The organism is Streptomyces sp. NRRL F-5630 (assembly GCF_000719475.1).
Classification (GTDB): domain Bacteria; phylum Actinomycetota; class Actinomycetes; order Streptomycetales; family Streptomycetaceae; genus Streptomyces.
In genome coordinates, this window is sequence record NZ_JOGO01000083.1 from 19,190 (window position 1) to 33,512 (window position 14,323).

The 14,323-nt window shown below is 72.8% G+C and carries 12 protein-coding genes; 8 read left to right on the plus strand and 4 right to left on the minus strand.

What is annotated here, in order from left to right; translation table 11 throughout:
- The first annotated feature begins 157 nt into the window (after positions 1 to 157).
- From IF99_RS0126480 to mscL, 5 genes are all read left to right on the plus strand, one after another.
- On the plus strand, positions 158 to 2,461 hold the full coding sequence (locus tag IF99_RS0126480; protein ID WP_199806569.1) for a potassium/proton antiporter: 2,304 nt from the start codon (positions 158 to 160) through the stop codon (positions 2,459 to 2,461).
- A gap of 247 nt (positions 2,462 to 2,708) precedes the next feature.
- Entirely contained in the window at positions 2,709 to 4,082 is a 1,374-nt protein-coding gene (locus IF99_RS0126485; protein WP_031000159.1) for an MFS transporter, read from the plus strand.
- Positions 4,083 to 4,181: 99 nt separating this feature from the next.
- Entirely contained in the window at positions 4,182 to 4,505 is a 324-nt protein-coding gene (locus tag IF99_RS0126490; RefSeq protein ID WP_031000161.1) for an FmdB family zinc ribbon protein, read from the plus strand.
- Between the two features lie 309 nt (positions 4,506 to 4,814).
- A complete protein-coding gene (locus tag IF99_RS0126495) occupies positions 4,815 to 5,702 on the plus strand; it encodes an S-methyl-5'-thioadenosine phosphorylase (protein ID WP_031000163.1) in 888 nt (295 codons plus the stop codon).
- 1,351 nt (positions 5,703 to 7,053) lie between these two features.
- Positions 7,054 to 7,626 (plus strand): large conductance mechanosensitive channel protein MscL, encoded by a 573-nt coding sequence (gene mscL / locus IF99_RS0126505; RefSeq protein WP_031000167.1) that lies wholly within the window; start codon positions 7,054 to 7,056, stop codon positions 7,624 to 7,626.
- Between the two features lie 44 nt (positions 7,627 to 7,670).
- On the opposite strand, the gene IF99_RS35215 is transcribed toward mscL, so the two are convergent.
- Entirely contained in the window at positions 7,671 to 7,910 is a 240-nt protein-coding gene (locus IF99_RS35215) for a hypothetical protein (RefSeq protein ID WP_420705722.1), read from the minus strand.
- A gap of 885 nt (positions 7,911 to 8,795) precedes the next feature.
- On the opposite strand from IF99_RS35215, the gene IF99_RS0126515 reads away from it, so the two are divergent.
- The gene (locus IF99_RS0126515) at positions 8,796 to 9,530 is read left to right on the plus strand and encodes a DUF6227 family protein (RefSeq protein WP_031000171.1); all 735 of its coding nucleotides are present in this window, start codon (positions 8,796 to 8,798) and stop codon (positions 9,528 to 9,530) included.
- A gap of 521 nt (positions 9,531 to 10,051) precedes the next feature.
- Here IF99_RS0126515 and IF99_RS0126520 read toward each other — a convergent pair.
- Positions 10,052 to 10,333, minus strand: coding sequence for a hypothetical protein (locus IF99_RS0126520; protein WP_031000173.1), 282 nt, complete (start codon positions 10,331 to 10,333; stop codon positions 10,052 to 10,054).
- Between the two features lie 238 nt (positions 10,334 to 10,571).
- The gene (locus IF99_RS0126525; RefSeq protein ID WP_031000175.1) at positions 10,572 to 11,597 is read right to left on the minus strand and encodes a sigma-70 family RNA polymerase sigma factor; all 1,026 of its coding nucleotides are present in this window, start codon (positions 11,595 to 11,597) and stop codon (positions 10,572 to 10,574) included.
- Positions 11,598 to 11,795: 198 nt separating this feature from the next.
- Here IF99_RS0126525 and IF99_RS0126530 point away from each other — a divergent pair, with 198 nt between their 5' ends.
- The gene (locus tag IF99_RS0126530; RefSeq protein WP_031000177.1) at positions 11,796 to 12,329 is read left to right on the plus strand and encodes a GNAT family N-acetyltransferase; all 534 of its coding nucleotides are present in this window, start codon (positions 11,796 to 11,798) and stop codon (positions 12,327 to 12,329) included.
- Between the two features lie 77 nt (positions 12,330 to 12,406).
- On the opposite strand, the gene IF99_RS0126535 is transcribed toward IF99_RS0126530, so the two are convergent.
- Positions 12,407 to 12,841, minus strand: coding sequence for a pyridoxamine 5'-phosphate oxidase family protein (locus tag IF99_RS0126535; protein ID WP_031000179.1), 435 nt, complete (start codon positions 12,839 to 12,841; stop codon positions 12,407 to 12,409).
- 362 nt (positions 12,842 to 13,203) lie between these two features.
- Between IF99_RS0126535 and IF99_RS0126540 the strand changes: the two genes are divergently transcribed.
- Entirely contained in the window at positions 13,204 to 14,271 is a 1,068-nt protein-coding gene (locus IF99_RS0126540) for a questin oxidase family protein (RefSeq protein WP_031000181.1), read from the plus strand.
- Positions 14,272 to 14,323 lie beyond the last annotated feature (52 nt).

The following is a 14,323-nucleotide window of genomic DNA, read 5'->3' on the forward strand; positions in this document are numbered from 1 at the left end:
ATCAAGAAACCGTTAACGATTAGGTAAGGTAACGAAGTAACCGGGTCGTCTCTGTTCCGGAGCCGCCCCTCCGCCCGGCTCGTACCCCTTGCCGGCGTCTCCCCCCGTCCGCCCCCGGTGGACGCGGGTGCCCGCCCCCGCGGAAAGGAACCGGCCCCTGACTGTCGACCACCTCAACCAGCTCCTGCTCGTCTCCGCCGTCGTCCTCCTCGTCGCCGTCGCGGCCGTGCGCCTCTCCTCGCGCAGCGGCCTGCCGAGCCTGCTCGTCTATCTCGGCATCGGTGTCGTCATGGGCACCGACGGACTCGGCAACGTGTCCTTCGACGACGTCCGGCTCACCCAGGTCATCGGCTACGCGGCCCTCGTGGTGATCCTCACCGAGGGCGGTCTCGGCACGAAGTGGAAGGAAGTCCGCCCGGCGCTGCCCGCCGCGGCGGTGCTCTCCACGGTGGGCGTCGGGGTCAGCGTCGGGATCACGGCGCTCGGGGCGCACTACGTGGTCGGTCTCGACTGGCGGCCCGCGCTGATCATCGGGGCGGTGGTCTCCTCCACGGACGCGGCGGCGGTCTTCTCGGTGCTGCGCAAGGTGCCGCTGCCCTCCCGCATCACGGGCACGCTGGAGGCGGAGTCGGGCTTCAACGACGCGCCGGTCGTCATCCTCGTCGTGGCCTTCTCGACGGCGGGCCCCGTCGAGCACTGGTACGTACTCCTCGGCGAGATCGTGCTCGAACTGGCCATCGGCGCCGCGGTGGGGCTCGCGGTCGGCTGGCTCGGCGCGTACGGGCTGCGCCACGTCGCCCTGCCCGCCTCGGGGCTCTACCCGATCGCGGTCATGGCGATCGCCGTCACCGCCTACGCCTCGGGCGCCCTCGCCCACGGCAGCGGCTTCCTCGCCGTCTACCTCGCCTCGATGGTGCTCGGCAACGCCAAACTGCCGCACTGGCCGGCGACCCGAGGGTTCGCCGAGGGCCTCGGCTGGCTCGCGCAGATCGGCATGTTCGTCCTGCTCGGGCTGCTCGTCACCCCGCACGAACTCGCCTCGGACATGGTGCCCGCGCTCCTCATCGGCCTCATCCTCACCGCCCTCGCCCGCCCGGCATCGGTCCTGCTGAGCCTGCTGCCCTTCCGGCGGCCGTGGCGGGAACAGGCGCTCATGTCATGGGCGGGGCTGCGCGGTGCCGTGCCCATCATCCTGGCGACGATCCCCATGGTGGGCGGGATCAAGGACAGCCAGCACATCTTCAACATCGTCTTCGTGCTCGTCGTCGTCTACACCCTCGTCCAGGGCCCGACCCTGCCCTGGCTCGCCCGCCGCCTGGGGCTCGGCAACCGCGCCGAGACCGCGGACCTCGGCGTCGAGTCCGCGCCGCTGGAGCGCCTGCGCGGCCACCTCCTGTCGGTCGCGATCCCCGGCGACTCGCGGATGCACGGCGTGGAGGTGAGCGAACTCCGCCTGCCGAAGGGCTCCGCCGTCACGCTCGTCGTCCGCGAGGGCACGAGCTTCGTCCCCACCCCGACCACGACCCTGCGCCGTGGCGACGAACTCCTCGTCGTCGCCACCGACCCCGTCCGCGAGGCCGCGGAGGGCCGCCTCCGCGCCGTCGCCCACGGCGGCAAGCTCGCCGGCTGGCTCGGACACGAGGAGGACGACGGCCCGATCTCGGGCGCCGTCGCCACGGCGGGACGCATGGGCGCCGGCTCGGGACGAGCGGGGAACGGTACGGGACGAGCGGGAGCCGGTGCGGGACGGACCGGGGCCGGGCGCGGTCGTACGGGTGCGGGACGGGCCGACACGGGCTCGGGGCGTGCGGGCGGCGGTACGGGGCGTGGGAGCGGCGGTGTCGGGCGGCCCGGGGCGACCGCGCGGGAGGTCGCCCCGGGGAAGCCGGGGGCGGGACAGGCGGGAGGCCGCTCGCTGGGCCGCCTGCGGTTCAGCCGGTCGGCGGACGTCAGTGGACGCGGCGAGAAGGGCAAGGTCCGCCCGGAGTACGGCGAACCGGCCACTGCGGGCGGTACGGGGGCCGGCACCACGGATGTGCGGGGCGCGAGTGCGGGCTGCGCGGGCACGGGCGGCGCGGGCACGGGCGGCGCGGGCACGGGCGGCGCGGGCACGGGCGGCGCGGGCACGGGGAGAACGGACGCGGGTCTCAGGACCGGCGCTGCGGGCGGCTCAGGCGTCGGGAACGCGGCCGGCAGGAGCGGCACGGGCGGCACAGGCAGTGGCTCGGGCGGCGCTTTCGTGCCGGAGGAGCGGGAGGCTCCGGCGGCCGAGCGGCGGGGCACCGGCTCCGTGCCGCCGCTGCCGCCCGCCCCCTCCGCGCGCGAGAAGGCGCGCGAGCAGGCGGCACGCCACGCGGCCGAAGCCGACGACGCCACCCCGGAGCGGCTCCGTCCGGCGGAGGAGCGCCAGGCCGAGACGGCAGGCGTCGGGGAGCCCGACGAGGAGCGGGATCCGGCCTGAGCCGCCGCTGACCATCGCTCCGCCGCAGGTGGCCTGCCACCTGCGGCGAGGCGCGCCGACGCTCGCACCCGTCATACGATGGGTCCGCATCACTGACCGACCAACTCTGCCTGACGCAGAGCTGGCGCGACCGTATGGCGGCCGTGACGCCCTCCCGGGCGCTGGCATCTACCGCAGTTCCGCGCGAGTGGACAGCTCTCGGCGCCTCCCCCGCTGAGGCGCTACCAGGCGGCAGAAAGGCAGCGCCGTGGCAACCACGGTCGCCTCCTCGTCCGGCACCGGCTCCCCGAAGGGCGCACCTTCGCGCCGTCCCGGTTACGGACAGCTCCTGCGCACCCCCGGTGTCGCGGGCTTCCTCCTCTCGGGCTTCGCCGCCCGGCAGCCCTTCGGGATGCTGACCATGGCCATGGTCATGCTCGTGGAACACACCACCGGGTCCTACGGCAGCGCGGGCGCCGTCGCCGCGGTCACCGGTGTCTCCATGGCGCTCTTCGCCCCGCAGAACGGCAGGCTCGCGGACCGCCACGGACAACGCGCCGTCCTCGTCCCCGGTGTCCTCCTCCACGCCGCCTCGGTCGCCGCGCTGGCCGCCCTCGCTCTCGCCGATGCCCCGCTGTGGGCGCTGTTCCTGCTGGCCGTCCCGGCGGGCGCTTCGGTGCCGCAGGTCGGCCCGATGGTGCGGGCACGCTGGGCGAGCAAGCTCGCCGGCAGTCCGCTGCTCCCCACGGCCGCCGCCTTCGAATCGGTCACCGACGAGTTCACGTTCGTCATCGGGCCGGTCCTCGCCACCGCGCTCTGCACCGGCGTGCACCCCGTCGCCGGTCTCGCCGCCGAGGGCACGCTCACCCTCGTCGGCGGCCTGCTCTTCGCCGTTCAGCGCGCGGGTCTGCCGGGCGACGGCCACCACAACCCCGCCACCGGACCGGACAGCGGCAGCACGCCGCGCCGGGCGGCGGCGGGGCAGTCGGGGGCAGGCGGCCCGGGGCCCCGAACGGAGACGGCCGGACCGTCCTCGGCGTTGCGGGTGCCGGGCGTCCGGGTGCTGGTCGTGGCCTTCCTCGGGATCGGGGTGGTCTTCGGCGGTATGCAGGTGTCTCTCACGGCCTTCGCCGAGGAGTCGGGTCACTCCGGTGTCAACGGCCTCCTCTACGGGATCTTCGCCTGCGGGAACATGCTCTCGGGCGCCGCTGTGGGCGCGATCGCCTGGAAGCGGCCCGCCCACCGCCGGCTGCTCGTCGGCTACACGGCGCTCGCCGTCGTGGCCTCGACCCTGTGGGCCGTGCACTCCGTTCCCCTCTTCGCCGTGGTCGGTTTCCTGACGGGGCTGTGCGTCGCGCCCTCCCTGGTCACCGGGTACACGCTGGTCGACGCGCTGGTGCCGGCCAGGGCCAGGACGGAGGCGTTCACCTGGCTCACCGGTGCGGTGGCGCTGGGGCAGGCGGCGGCGGTGACGGCCGCGGGGAGGCTCGCGGACGCGCACGGTTCACAGGCCGGCTTCCTGGTCCCGGCCCTCGGGGCCCTGGCCGCCCTCCTCACGCTGGCGGTCCTGCGCGGGCGACTCGTGCCGACCACCGCGAAGCCCCCGGCCGAGGCCGCCGAGGAGCCCGCGCCCGGCGTGTGATCGGTCACCGGGGTTTGTCGGCAGTGGACTGACGGCGCGGAATACGTCACTATGGAGTGTCGTTAGCACTCATCGAGTCAGAGTGCCAGGAGGAAGCAAGTGCCGACGTACCAGTACCAGTGCACCGAGTGCGGTGAGGGCCTGGAGGCCGTCCAGAAGTTCACGGACGCCTCGCTCACCGAGTGCCCGAACTGCGGGGGCCGCCTGAAGAAGGTCTTCTCCGCCGTCGGCATCGTCTTCAAGGGCTCGGGCTTCTACCGCAACGACAGCCGGGGGGCGTCGAGCAGCAGCTCGCCCGCGACCAAGCCCTCGACCGGCTCGGACACCGCCGCGAAGCCCGCGGCGGAGAAGAAGTCGGACGCCGGTTCCAGCTCGTCGAGCAGCAGCTCCTCCAGCAGCAGCTCGCCGGCGCCCGCCGCCTGAGTCCTGTCGGCAGCTCCTGCCGCGGACGGGTCTGTCCCCCGCAGTGCGGACGGGCCCGTTCCCGTCGCGGTGCGGACATGCCCGCACCCGTGGACAGGGTGTTTCCGGGTCGCGGACAGGTACGTCACCTGTAGCTCGCGCCTGCGCGCGGCCTCCGGCCTCGGCCGGGATCGCCGACTCCTTCCCTCCTGAGCCGGCCCCGCAGTGACAGCGACGACCCTTCCGCTTTCCCGTCCGGCCCTGTTCCTCCGCTCCGCCGGAGGGGCGGGGCCGGACCGGTCCCTGATGGTGTCCCGATACTGTGCCGCCATGTCGAACACCACCTCCACCCGCCCCGCTGGGCCCGGTGCCGCGGCCTCCTCGGGGCCCCAGGCCGATATCGGGGTCATCGGCGGTTCAGGCTTCTACTCCTTTCTCGAAGACGTCACGGAGGTCTCGGTCGAGACTCCGTACGGCCCGCCGAGCGACTCGCTCTTCCTCGGCGAAGTGGCGGGCCGGCAGGTCGCGTTCCTGCCCCGGCACGGACGTGACCACCACCTGCCGCCCCACCGCATCAACTACCGCGCCAACCTCTGGGCCCTGCGCTCGGTCGGCGTGCGGCAGGTGGTCGGGCCCTGCGCGGTGGGCGGGCTCAGGCCCGAGTACGGTCCTGGCACCCTGCTCGTTCCCGACCAGTTCGTCGACCGTACGAAGGGCCGGGCCCAGACCTACTTCGACGGCGAGCCACGTCCGGACGGCGCCGTGCCGAACGTCGTGCACGTCTCCCCCGCCGATCCGTACTGCCCGACGGGCCGGTCCGTCGCACTCACCACGGCCAGGCGGCACGACTGGGACGCGGTGGACGGCGGAACGCTCGTCGTGGTGGAGGGTCCGCGGTTCTCCACCCGTGCCGAGTCACGCTGGCACGCGGCGCAGGGCTGGTCGGTGGTCGGGATGACCGGGCATCCGGAGGCGATGCTCGCTCGTGAACTGGAGCTCTGCTACACCTCGTTGACGCTGGTCACCGACCTGGACGCGGGCACCGAGACAGGGGAGGGCGTCTCGCACCAGGATGTGCTGCAGGTCTTCGCGGCGAACGTCGACCGACTGCGGACGGTCCTTTTCGACGTCGTGGCAGATCTTCCGGCTACGGAGGACCGGGCCTGCCTGTGCACGAAGGCCCTCGGGGGATGGGACCCCGGGTTCGCGTTGCCGTAACCGTAGAACACCTCGGGCGGTACGTGTCGAATCGGAGGAAAAGCGATCACTCGTTCGGGTTGTGGATATCTCGGCAACCCCCGAGTTATCCACAGGCGTTCATCGAGTGTCGGTCGCCTCCGGCAGGGTGTGCTTGTCCGTTTCGTACTGGCGCTCGGCCGGTCGCGCGGCGGACGCGGTGGTGGCACGTCCCGTGTCACCACCGGGCCCACCCCTGCGTACGAACGGACCTTCCGCCATGCCGCATACGCCTCCCGGCCTCCTCTCCTTCCTGCCTGGCGATCCCGCTGGGGCTCAACACGAGCGGGATCGGACTCCGCACGTGCCCGCACAGGGGCCGCACGAAGTGACACCCGTCCGGCACGAGTTCCATGGCCACGAGATCCTCGGGCAGGGCCTCGCAAAGTACGAGTCCGTGGGGCACGAGCTCTCGGGCCACGGCTTTTCGGGTCACGAGGCCCACGGTCAGGACAGAGACGGCGCCGGGTACGGCGGCGGTACGGGGACGGGACCGCCGGGCCGCGAAGTACCGCCGACTGGCACCGTCCCGCTCTTCCCTCCGCTACCCGTACGACGTGCGGGTGTGGGGCGGTGGTGGCCTGGGCGCCCACCGGGCCGGGGTCTGGTGCTCGCGCTCCTCGCGCTCTGCGGCGGCCTCCTCCTTGCCGTGCCTTCGGCGGGGGCCGATGCTCCGGCGGCGAAGGCCGCCTCCGGGGCGGGACGCGCCAAGGCCCACGGGCCACGGCACACGGCGGCCGACCGGCGCTCCGTGCGCACCGCGGTGCGGATCGCGGAGCCCGCGGGTCTGCGCCTGGTACGGCCCGGGGACCGGGTGGACGTGATCGCGGTGAAGCGTACGGGCCCACGCGCGGCCCACGTCGTGGTGGCCGGAGCACGGGTTGTCGCCCTTCCGCGCCCGCCTGAGTCCACGCCTTCGCCATCCGGGGGTACGACGGCGCCCCTCCCGGGTCCGTCGCCGGAGAGCGCCGAGACGGGGGTTTGGCCGGGGGCCGACGCGGAAACGCGCTGGGACGCGACGGATTCCGGTGCCGTCGTCGTGCTCACGGTGCCGCGCGCCTCGGCGGTGGAACTCGCCGCGGCGTCCGCCTCCTCCGCGCTGGCGGTGGTCGCATGCTGAGGACCCTGATCCGGAAGGTGTCCGGAGTGCTGCTTGCGCTCCGGGGCCGCGGCGGAAAGCGGGGCCGGGGTTGCGGATCCGTACACGAGACAGCGGACCGGGCCGTGTCAAGTCCCTCGATGGGGGGAGGCAATTGGACAAGGACCGGGACGGATGTCGTAGGTTGCGAGACTGTTTGCACCGCACAACATCCGCATACGGAAAGGTCCTTGGGTGAGCGAGAACAGCAAGCCTGGTGTGTGGGAAGGCTTCAAGTCGTTCCTCATGCGCGGCAATGTCATCGACCTCGCGGTCGCCGTGGTCATCGGGGCCGCCTTCACGAACATCGTCAACGCGGTGGTCAAGGGCGTCATCAACCCGGTGGTCGGCGCCTTCGGGACGCAGGACCTGGACCAGTACAGCTACTGCCTGCAAAGCCCCTGCGAGCCGGCGCACGGTGGCAGGGAGGCCGAGGGCATCCAGATCATGTGGGGCACGGTCCTCAGCGCGGCCCTCACCTTCCTGATCACTGCGGCCGTCGTGTACTTCCTGATGGTGCTGCCCATGTCGCGCTACCTGGCGCGGCTGGCGGCCCGCCGCGAGGCGAAGTACGGCGCACCCGAGGTGCCGGCCTCGGAGCTGGACGTCCTGAAGGACATCAGGGACGAGCTCGTCGCCGCCCGGATCGCCCGCGGCGAGTCCGCGCCGAACGGGCCGGCGGCGCCCGGGGCGACCGCCGCACCGCCGCAGGAAGGGCCGGGAGCACAGGAAGGCCCGTCAGGGGGCCAAGGGCCCACGAAGGGCTGAGCCGCGTACCGCGGCGCGCGGCCGGGTCTCGGGACCGCTTCCGGTCAGATGTGGTGCGGGGGCTTTTCGTCGAGGAAGCGGGCCAGGTCGGCCGCCGAACCACCACGCGGCACCGGGCGGTCGCCCCACCCCCGGTCGGAGTCGTCACCGCCCCGCCCGTAGAGCGGGTCGTCGAAGACCAGGCGCGCCTTGGCCCGCCGGAGACGGGCCGTCTCCGCGTCTTCCGGAAGGGCCGCCATCGTTTCCGCGCCCACCTCTTCCGTACCCGCGTCCGGGGCAGCCACGGCCGCTTCGCCGGGGGCCGCGGCGACCTGGGGAGTCTGAGCCGTCTCGCCCTCCGCCGGACTGGGCGTCACAGTCGTCGCCAGGCCGGACGTCTCAGTCCCAGGGGAGCCGGAGGTCTCAGTTTCCGCCGAGCCGCCGGACGGCTCAGTCCTCGCCGGGCCGGGCGTCTCGGCCTCCGCCGGGCCCGGGAGGGGCCGCGGGGAAGGACTGGCCATCGGCTCGGGGGTTTCGCTCATTCCCCCAGCGTACGTCCGTGCTCCGGTTTCCCGGCGGGCGAGCGGTACGGGACAGAGGGGAGCACGCACAGGAGGTCTGGGCTCAGGGGCGCCGATGAGCGGGCCAGTCGGACCGCATCTCATACGGGGCTGCGTGCGGGTCCTCATGGGGGCGCTCGCGCCCGCTCCGGCGCCCCCAGGGCCGCCTTGGCGCTCCGTGCGCACGTCCTCACCACCCGGATGCCGCACCACCACCCTGCGACCCGTGCCGGTCACGGACGCGCCGGGCCGCGCAACCGTGCCCCGACGTGCACCCCACCGGGGCGCCGCGCGGCTCCCCGGGCGCAGCCCTTACCGCCCTTACCCGGTCGGTCGGGGACACAGCGGAAGGGGGAGTCGGCGTGCTAGGCGGCGCCGCGCGGGTTTGAGCGGCGGGGGCAACCCTTTGGATGGACGAGGCGTCAGTTTCCGTACAAGCGTGCCGTCTTCCGCCTCGGCGGCACTTGGCGCTACCTTCCGAGCGTCGCTTCCGGATTCGGAGCTTACGACGAGGGACGCGCGGAACTTTCCGCGACCTTCGTTCGTTTTCACGATTCCCGGACATGATGTCCAACCATAGGGCTACGGTATGCACCCACGAGGTGACATGCAGCAACGCCGGGAGATGCCTTGAGCGTTCCGTACGAGACACCTGAGTCGCCGGAGAACCCCCTCATGCGACTGCTTGGACGCGCCCTCAACTCATTCGAACTGCCCGATGAGATCCTCTCTCGGCTCGACTCCGCACTCGCCCACGACACCTCCCTGCACTCGGCCCACCACACGGCCACGCTGCACCAGGAGACCTACCGCCACTGCTGGTTGCTTCCCGATGGCAGCGATCTCACCCTGTGGGAGATCACGCGGAGGGGCGTCCCCGGGGACGAGACGCTCCACGAGGTCTACGCGGACGCCGAGGAGGCCAGGGTGGCCGCGTCGCGCGCGCCCTTCGGGCCGACGGAGTGGCACACACTGCCGTCCGGCATCGACCACTCCGCCGCCGACCTGATCGCCGAGGAATCCGTCCCGCGCCGCGAATACGTCCCTGACAACTCAGCGGACCACGCCCGTCGGCTGCTGCGCCGGGCCGAGAACGAGGACTGCCCGCGCGAGGACATCGCCGACCTTCTGCGGAACGCCTTCGCGCACGAGATCACCCAGGCGTTCACGCGCCCGGGCCTGCGGGCCACAGCGGGCATCGGCTTCGCGCTCTACGAGCACGCGTTCCTCCTCCTGGACGGGACCGAGGTCTCCCTGTGGGAGGTCGAGCACACGGCGACGCCCGACCGGCGCCACATGTGCGAGGTCTACGAGACGGAAGGGGAGGCGCACGAGGCGATGGAGCGCCGCGCTCGCGTGCTCTGACGGGGGCGGTCGGCCGTCCCGAGCCGACCTTCACCCGGACCCGGGCCGCCGGGACACGGGAAGCGGACGGCGTGCGGGAGCGTAGAGACCGATTCCCCCGGGGGTCGGGGCTTCAACGCGGGGCCGCCTTCTCCTGGGGCCCAGCCCCTCAGCGCCGGGCCAGTCCCTCCACGCGGGCTCGTCCCTCGCGCCCAGCATCGGGCCAGCCCCTTCACATGGCTCGACCTCTCGCGCCGGGCCGACCCCTCCGCGCGGGCTCGGCCCTCCTCAGCGCGAGGCTGGCTCCTCCACGCTGCACCGGCCCTTCGGCGCCAGGGCGACCCTCAGCGCCGCGCTGGCCCTCCGCGCGAGCTCGCCCCAAGCGCCGGGGCAGGCCCCTCCGGGCAGCTCAGCCCGAGCGGGACGACAACAGGCGACAGCATCTGCATCGGCCGGGCGGTCGCGCGCAGGCAGGCCCGGGCCCGCTGATACGACGCCCACCTCGGGGCCACCCGCCGGGGCTCCTCACCCCGCGAACGCCTTCAGCCGCGCCCTTCGAGGCGCTGGACGAGGCCCGCGAAGGCGGCGCGTTCGGCGGGGGTGAGTTCGACGCTCTCCGAGGCGGGGACGGACTGGCGCGGTATCCGTGGGCGTCGCGTGCCGACGGAAGCCAGCGTAGGGGCGGTGCGCGGGGAGGCGGGCTCGGCGCCCCGTGCCCCACGTACTCCGCGCGAACCGCGGGCGAGCCCAACGGCCCAGGCGACCGCCGCCGTTACCAGGGCGGCCACCCCGACCTGCTGCATGACCGATACGTGCTGAGGCATGGCTTCAGTAGACCTCACTCCACCGGACCAATGAGAGGAAAAACGGATTCTTTCTCCCGAAGTGACGCATCTCCTACGTCACTTCTGCCCAGGTTCGCCCCGTCGCACGCGCACTCACGCCTCCTCGCGCTTTCGCGTCCACCGCCCCATGGCACGCCGAAGGGCCCGTGCCTCGCGGCTCGGGCCCTTCCGGTACGCCCCGGGGTGCGGGCGGGCGGCTGGCGGCGGTCCGTGTCCTTTACGCCGCCGCGTCGAAGCCGGTGTCGTGCGCCAGCTTCTTCAGTTCGAGCAGGGCGTGCTTCTCGATCTGGCGGATGCGCTCCCGGGTGAGGCCGTGCTGCTTGCCGACCTCGGTCAGGGTGCGCTCGCGGCCGTCCTCGATGCCGTAGCGCATCTTGATGATGGAGGCGGTGCGCTCGTCGAGCCGGCCGATCAGCTCGTCCAGCTCCTCGCTGCGCAGCAGCGTCATCACGGACTGCTCCGGGGAGACCGCGGAGGTGTCCTCCAGGAGGTCACCGAACTGGGTGTCGCCCTCGTCGTCCACGGACATGTTCAGCGAGACGGGGTCGCGTGCCCAGTCGAGGACGTCGGAGACGCGCTCGGGCGTCGAGCCCAGCTCGGCGGCGATCTCGGCGTGCTCCGGGTCGCGGCCGTGCTCGCGGTTGAACTCGCGCTGCACCCGGCGGATGCGGCCCAGCTCCTCCACGAGGTGGACGGGCAGCCGGATGGTGCGCGACTGGTCGGCGATGGACCGGGTGATGGCCTGCCGGATCCACCACGTCGCGTACGTGGAGAACTTGAAGCCCTTGCGGTAGTCGAACTTCTCGACCGCGCGCACCAGACCCGCGTTCCCCTCCTGGATCAGGTCGAGGAGCGGCAGTCCGGCACGCGGATAGCGCCGGGCCACGGCGACGACGAGTCGCAGGTTGGACCGGATGAAGACATCCTTGGCCCGCTCGCTCGCTTCCCAAAGGGCTTCGAGCTCCTCGCGGGACGCCTCGTTCCTGGTGTCGGTCTCTCCGTCGAGGACCTGGCGCGCGAAGACGCCCGCCTCGATGGTCTGCGAGAGCTCGACCTCCTTGGCGGCGTCCAGCAGCGGCGTACGGGCTATCTCGTCGAGGTACATGCCGACCAGGTCGCGGTCGGCTATCTCCCCGCTCGTGGAGCGGGCACCCCTGGAACCCCGGGTCTCCCCGGAGCCCGAAGCCTGGGAGGCGCCGCTCCCGGTGGCGGACTGACGACGGGCGACGGCACGGGTTGCCATGCGTGCTCCCTTGCGATGGTGGGTGGACGTACTCCCTGTCGGATGCCGCACTCGGCACGCTCTCGCGCGGAAGTGCTTCACCCTCGCGGGTGCCCGGCATCTGTGGGAAACAACGACTGGAAACAGGACAGAATTCCCAGGGAGCGCATCAATCTTCGGGATCATGCAGTACCCTGTCGCGCCACAGAGGGAGGGAACGTGCCGGAATCCGGCGAAAAGGTGCAGGTCAGGGCGGGGCGCGAGGAGGACCTTCCGCAGCTCACAGAGATCTACAACCACTATGTGAGAGAGACGCCGATCACGTTCGACACGGTTCCGTTCACTCCCGATCAGCGCCTGGAGTGGTTCCGCGCTCACCCGACCGGCGGCCCGCACCGGCTCCTCGTCGCCCACGCGCCAGGCCGGCCGGAGGGGACGGACGTGCTCGGTTACGCGACGAGCGGTGCGCTCCGCAGCAAACCGGCCTACGCGACGTCCGTGGAGGTCAGCGTCTACTGCCGGCCCGGAGAGGCTGGTCACGGGCTGGGCACGCTGCTGTACACGGCGTTGTTCGCGTGCCTCGCGGGTGAGGACGTCCACCGCGCCTACGCCGGGATCGCCCTGCCGAATCCGGCCTCGCTCGCGCTCCACGACCGCTTCGGGTTCCGGCATGTGGGCACGTACGGGGAGGTGGGGAGGAAGTTCGGGCGCTACTGGGACGTGGCGTGGTACGAGAAGGACCTCGGGCGGTAGCGCGTTCCGCGGGCGGGGGCGGTGCGCGGTCCGCCGTGGCGACCTGCGCCTCGCACCCCCGCCCGGAGGGGGCGCGGTCAGAACGAGCCGAGGTCCGCGGAGAACCAGTGCTCGGGACGCATGCGGTAGGTGACGAGGCCGGCGGTCGGGTCGCCCGTGGCACCGGTGCGCTCGACGTAGGCGTCCACCTTGTCGGGGGCGAGGTAGCGGGCGGCGTCGGTGTACGACTCGTCCGGGGTCGTGGGCGTCGCGGAGACGACCGGGCCCTCGGCGGAGACGTAGCGGTAGGTGGGTTCCGTGCGCTGCACGAGCAGGCTGAAGCGGCCCGCGGCTTCGACGAGGCGGGACTTCAGCGAGTCGGCCTCCGTGAAGAAGAGCAGGTCACCGTTGTCCTCCTGCCAGAACCAGACGGGCACGGCGAGCGGTGCGCGCTCGCCCTCCCTGGCGACGGCGAGGGTCGCGACGAGCGGCTCGTCGAGAAAGGCGCGGCGCTCCTCCGGGCTGAGCGTCATGGAGACTCCTTCGATTGGTCCGGTTGCTGGTCCCCCGTCGGCCTGGGGCCGCTGACCAGGGGTTTCGGTACGGGTCCTGGCGGGCCCCCCGCCTTTGGCCCCAGAACCTCCGGTCTACCCGAAAAAAGTCACCGGACGTGGGAACTAGGACTACGGTCCGTTACGTTCCTCTGCTGAACGGCCTAGCGTGCGGCGTCATGACTCCCGATGACGCCCCCGGCGGGGCCCTTCACCAGAGGCAGCAGGACACCGATGAGCGGCGGACCGGCCCGGTCCGTGAGCGACCGGCGGCGGTACCGGTCGGCACGCCGACGAAAGGAGGGGCGGGGGACACAGCGCACGCCCCCCGAGGAGACGACGGGGTGCTCGACGAGGCCCTGGAGCGCTTGCATTCCACGGGACCGGAGCGGAACGGCTGGCTGAGCAACCACGCGCCGATGGCGGTCGAGGCGCTGGTGCGGGGCGGGCACGGCGGCACGGTGCACCGCTGGGTCGACCGCTACCGGGACAAGCTGGAGCAGGCGCCGTCCTCGTATGCGCGCGTCACCGACGAGAACTGGAAGGAGGCGATGGGCGATCCGCGCCGGGTCGCCGACTGGACGACGTACTTCGGCGTACGGCTCGCCGAGGCGCCGTGGCGCACGGTGCTGGCCACGTGGTGGCCGCGCCTGTTGCCGGGGATCGCGGCCGGTGCGACGCACCCCGTGATCCGGACCGGCCATGCCGTGCGGACGCTGCTCGCGACGGAGGCGGATACCCCCGGCGGAGGTGAGGTGTCCGCGGCGGCGGGGGGCCCGCCCGGACCGCGGCTCGCGGAACTCGCGCACGCGCTCGGGTACTGGGCGGCGCGCAGCCAGCTACTGCCCGCGGTACGGGCGTTGGAGTCGTACGCGAGCGCGGACGAGGCGCTGGACGCGGTGCCGTTGGTCGCGAACCGGAGCGGCGGTATCCGGGAGCGGCTGGCGCGCCTTGACGCGTTCCCGGTGTGGCCGGCCGCCGAGGCGCGTGATCCGGAGGAGGCGGCCGAGCGGCTGTGCGAGCTGGTCGCCGCGGCCGTACGCCGGTACGCGACGCACGCGCACGGGGAGCCGGTGATGCTCGTGCACGCCGCGACGGCGCCCAACGCGGTGCTGCGGGTGCTGCCCGCGCTGCCCGCCGGCCTCTGGGCGCCGAGCGTGGCGGCGGCCTGGGCGGCGAGCGCGGCGGTGACGGCTGCCTACGGTCCGGCGCGGGCCGCGTCCTGGGTAGCCCTTGAGCGGGAGGCCGAAGCCCTCGACAGGGCCGAGGCGTTCGCACGGGCAGCGGCCCACGGGGACGAGCACGCGGTGAAGTTCGCGGACACGGCACTCGATCCCGCCCTGGGCCTCACCGACCCGCAGACCCGGGCGGCGGCGCTCCGCGCGGTGGAACTCATCGAGCCGGTGTGGTGAAGGCAGGGGGACGGGGGAGGGGTGCCGCGTCGCCGGGAGGCGCGAGGGGATG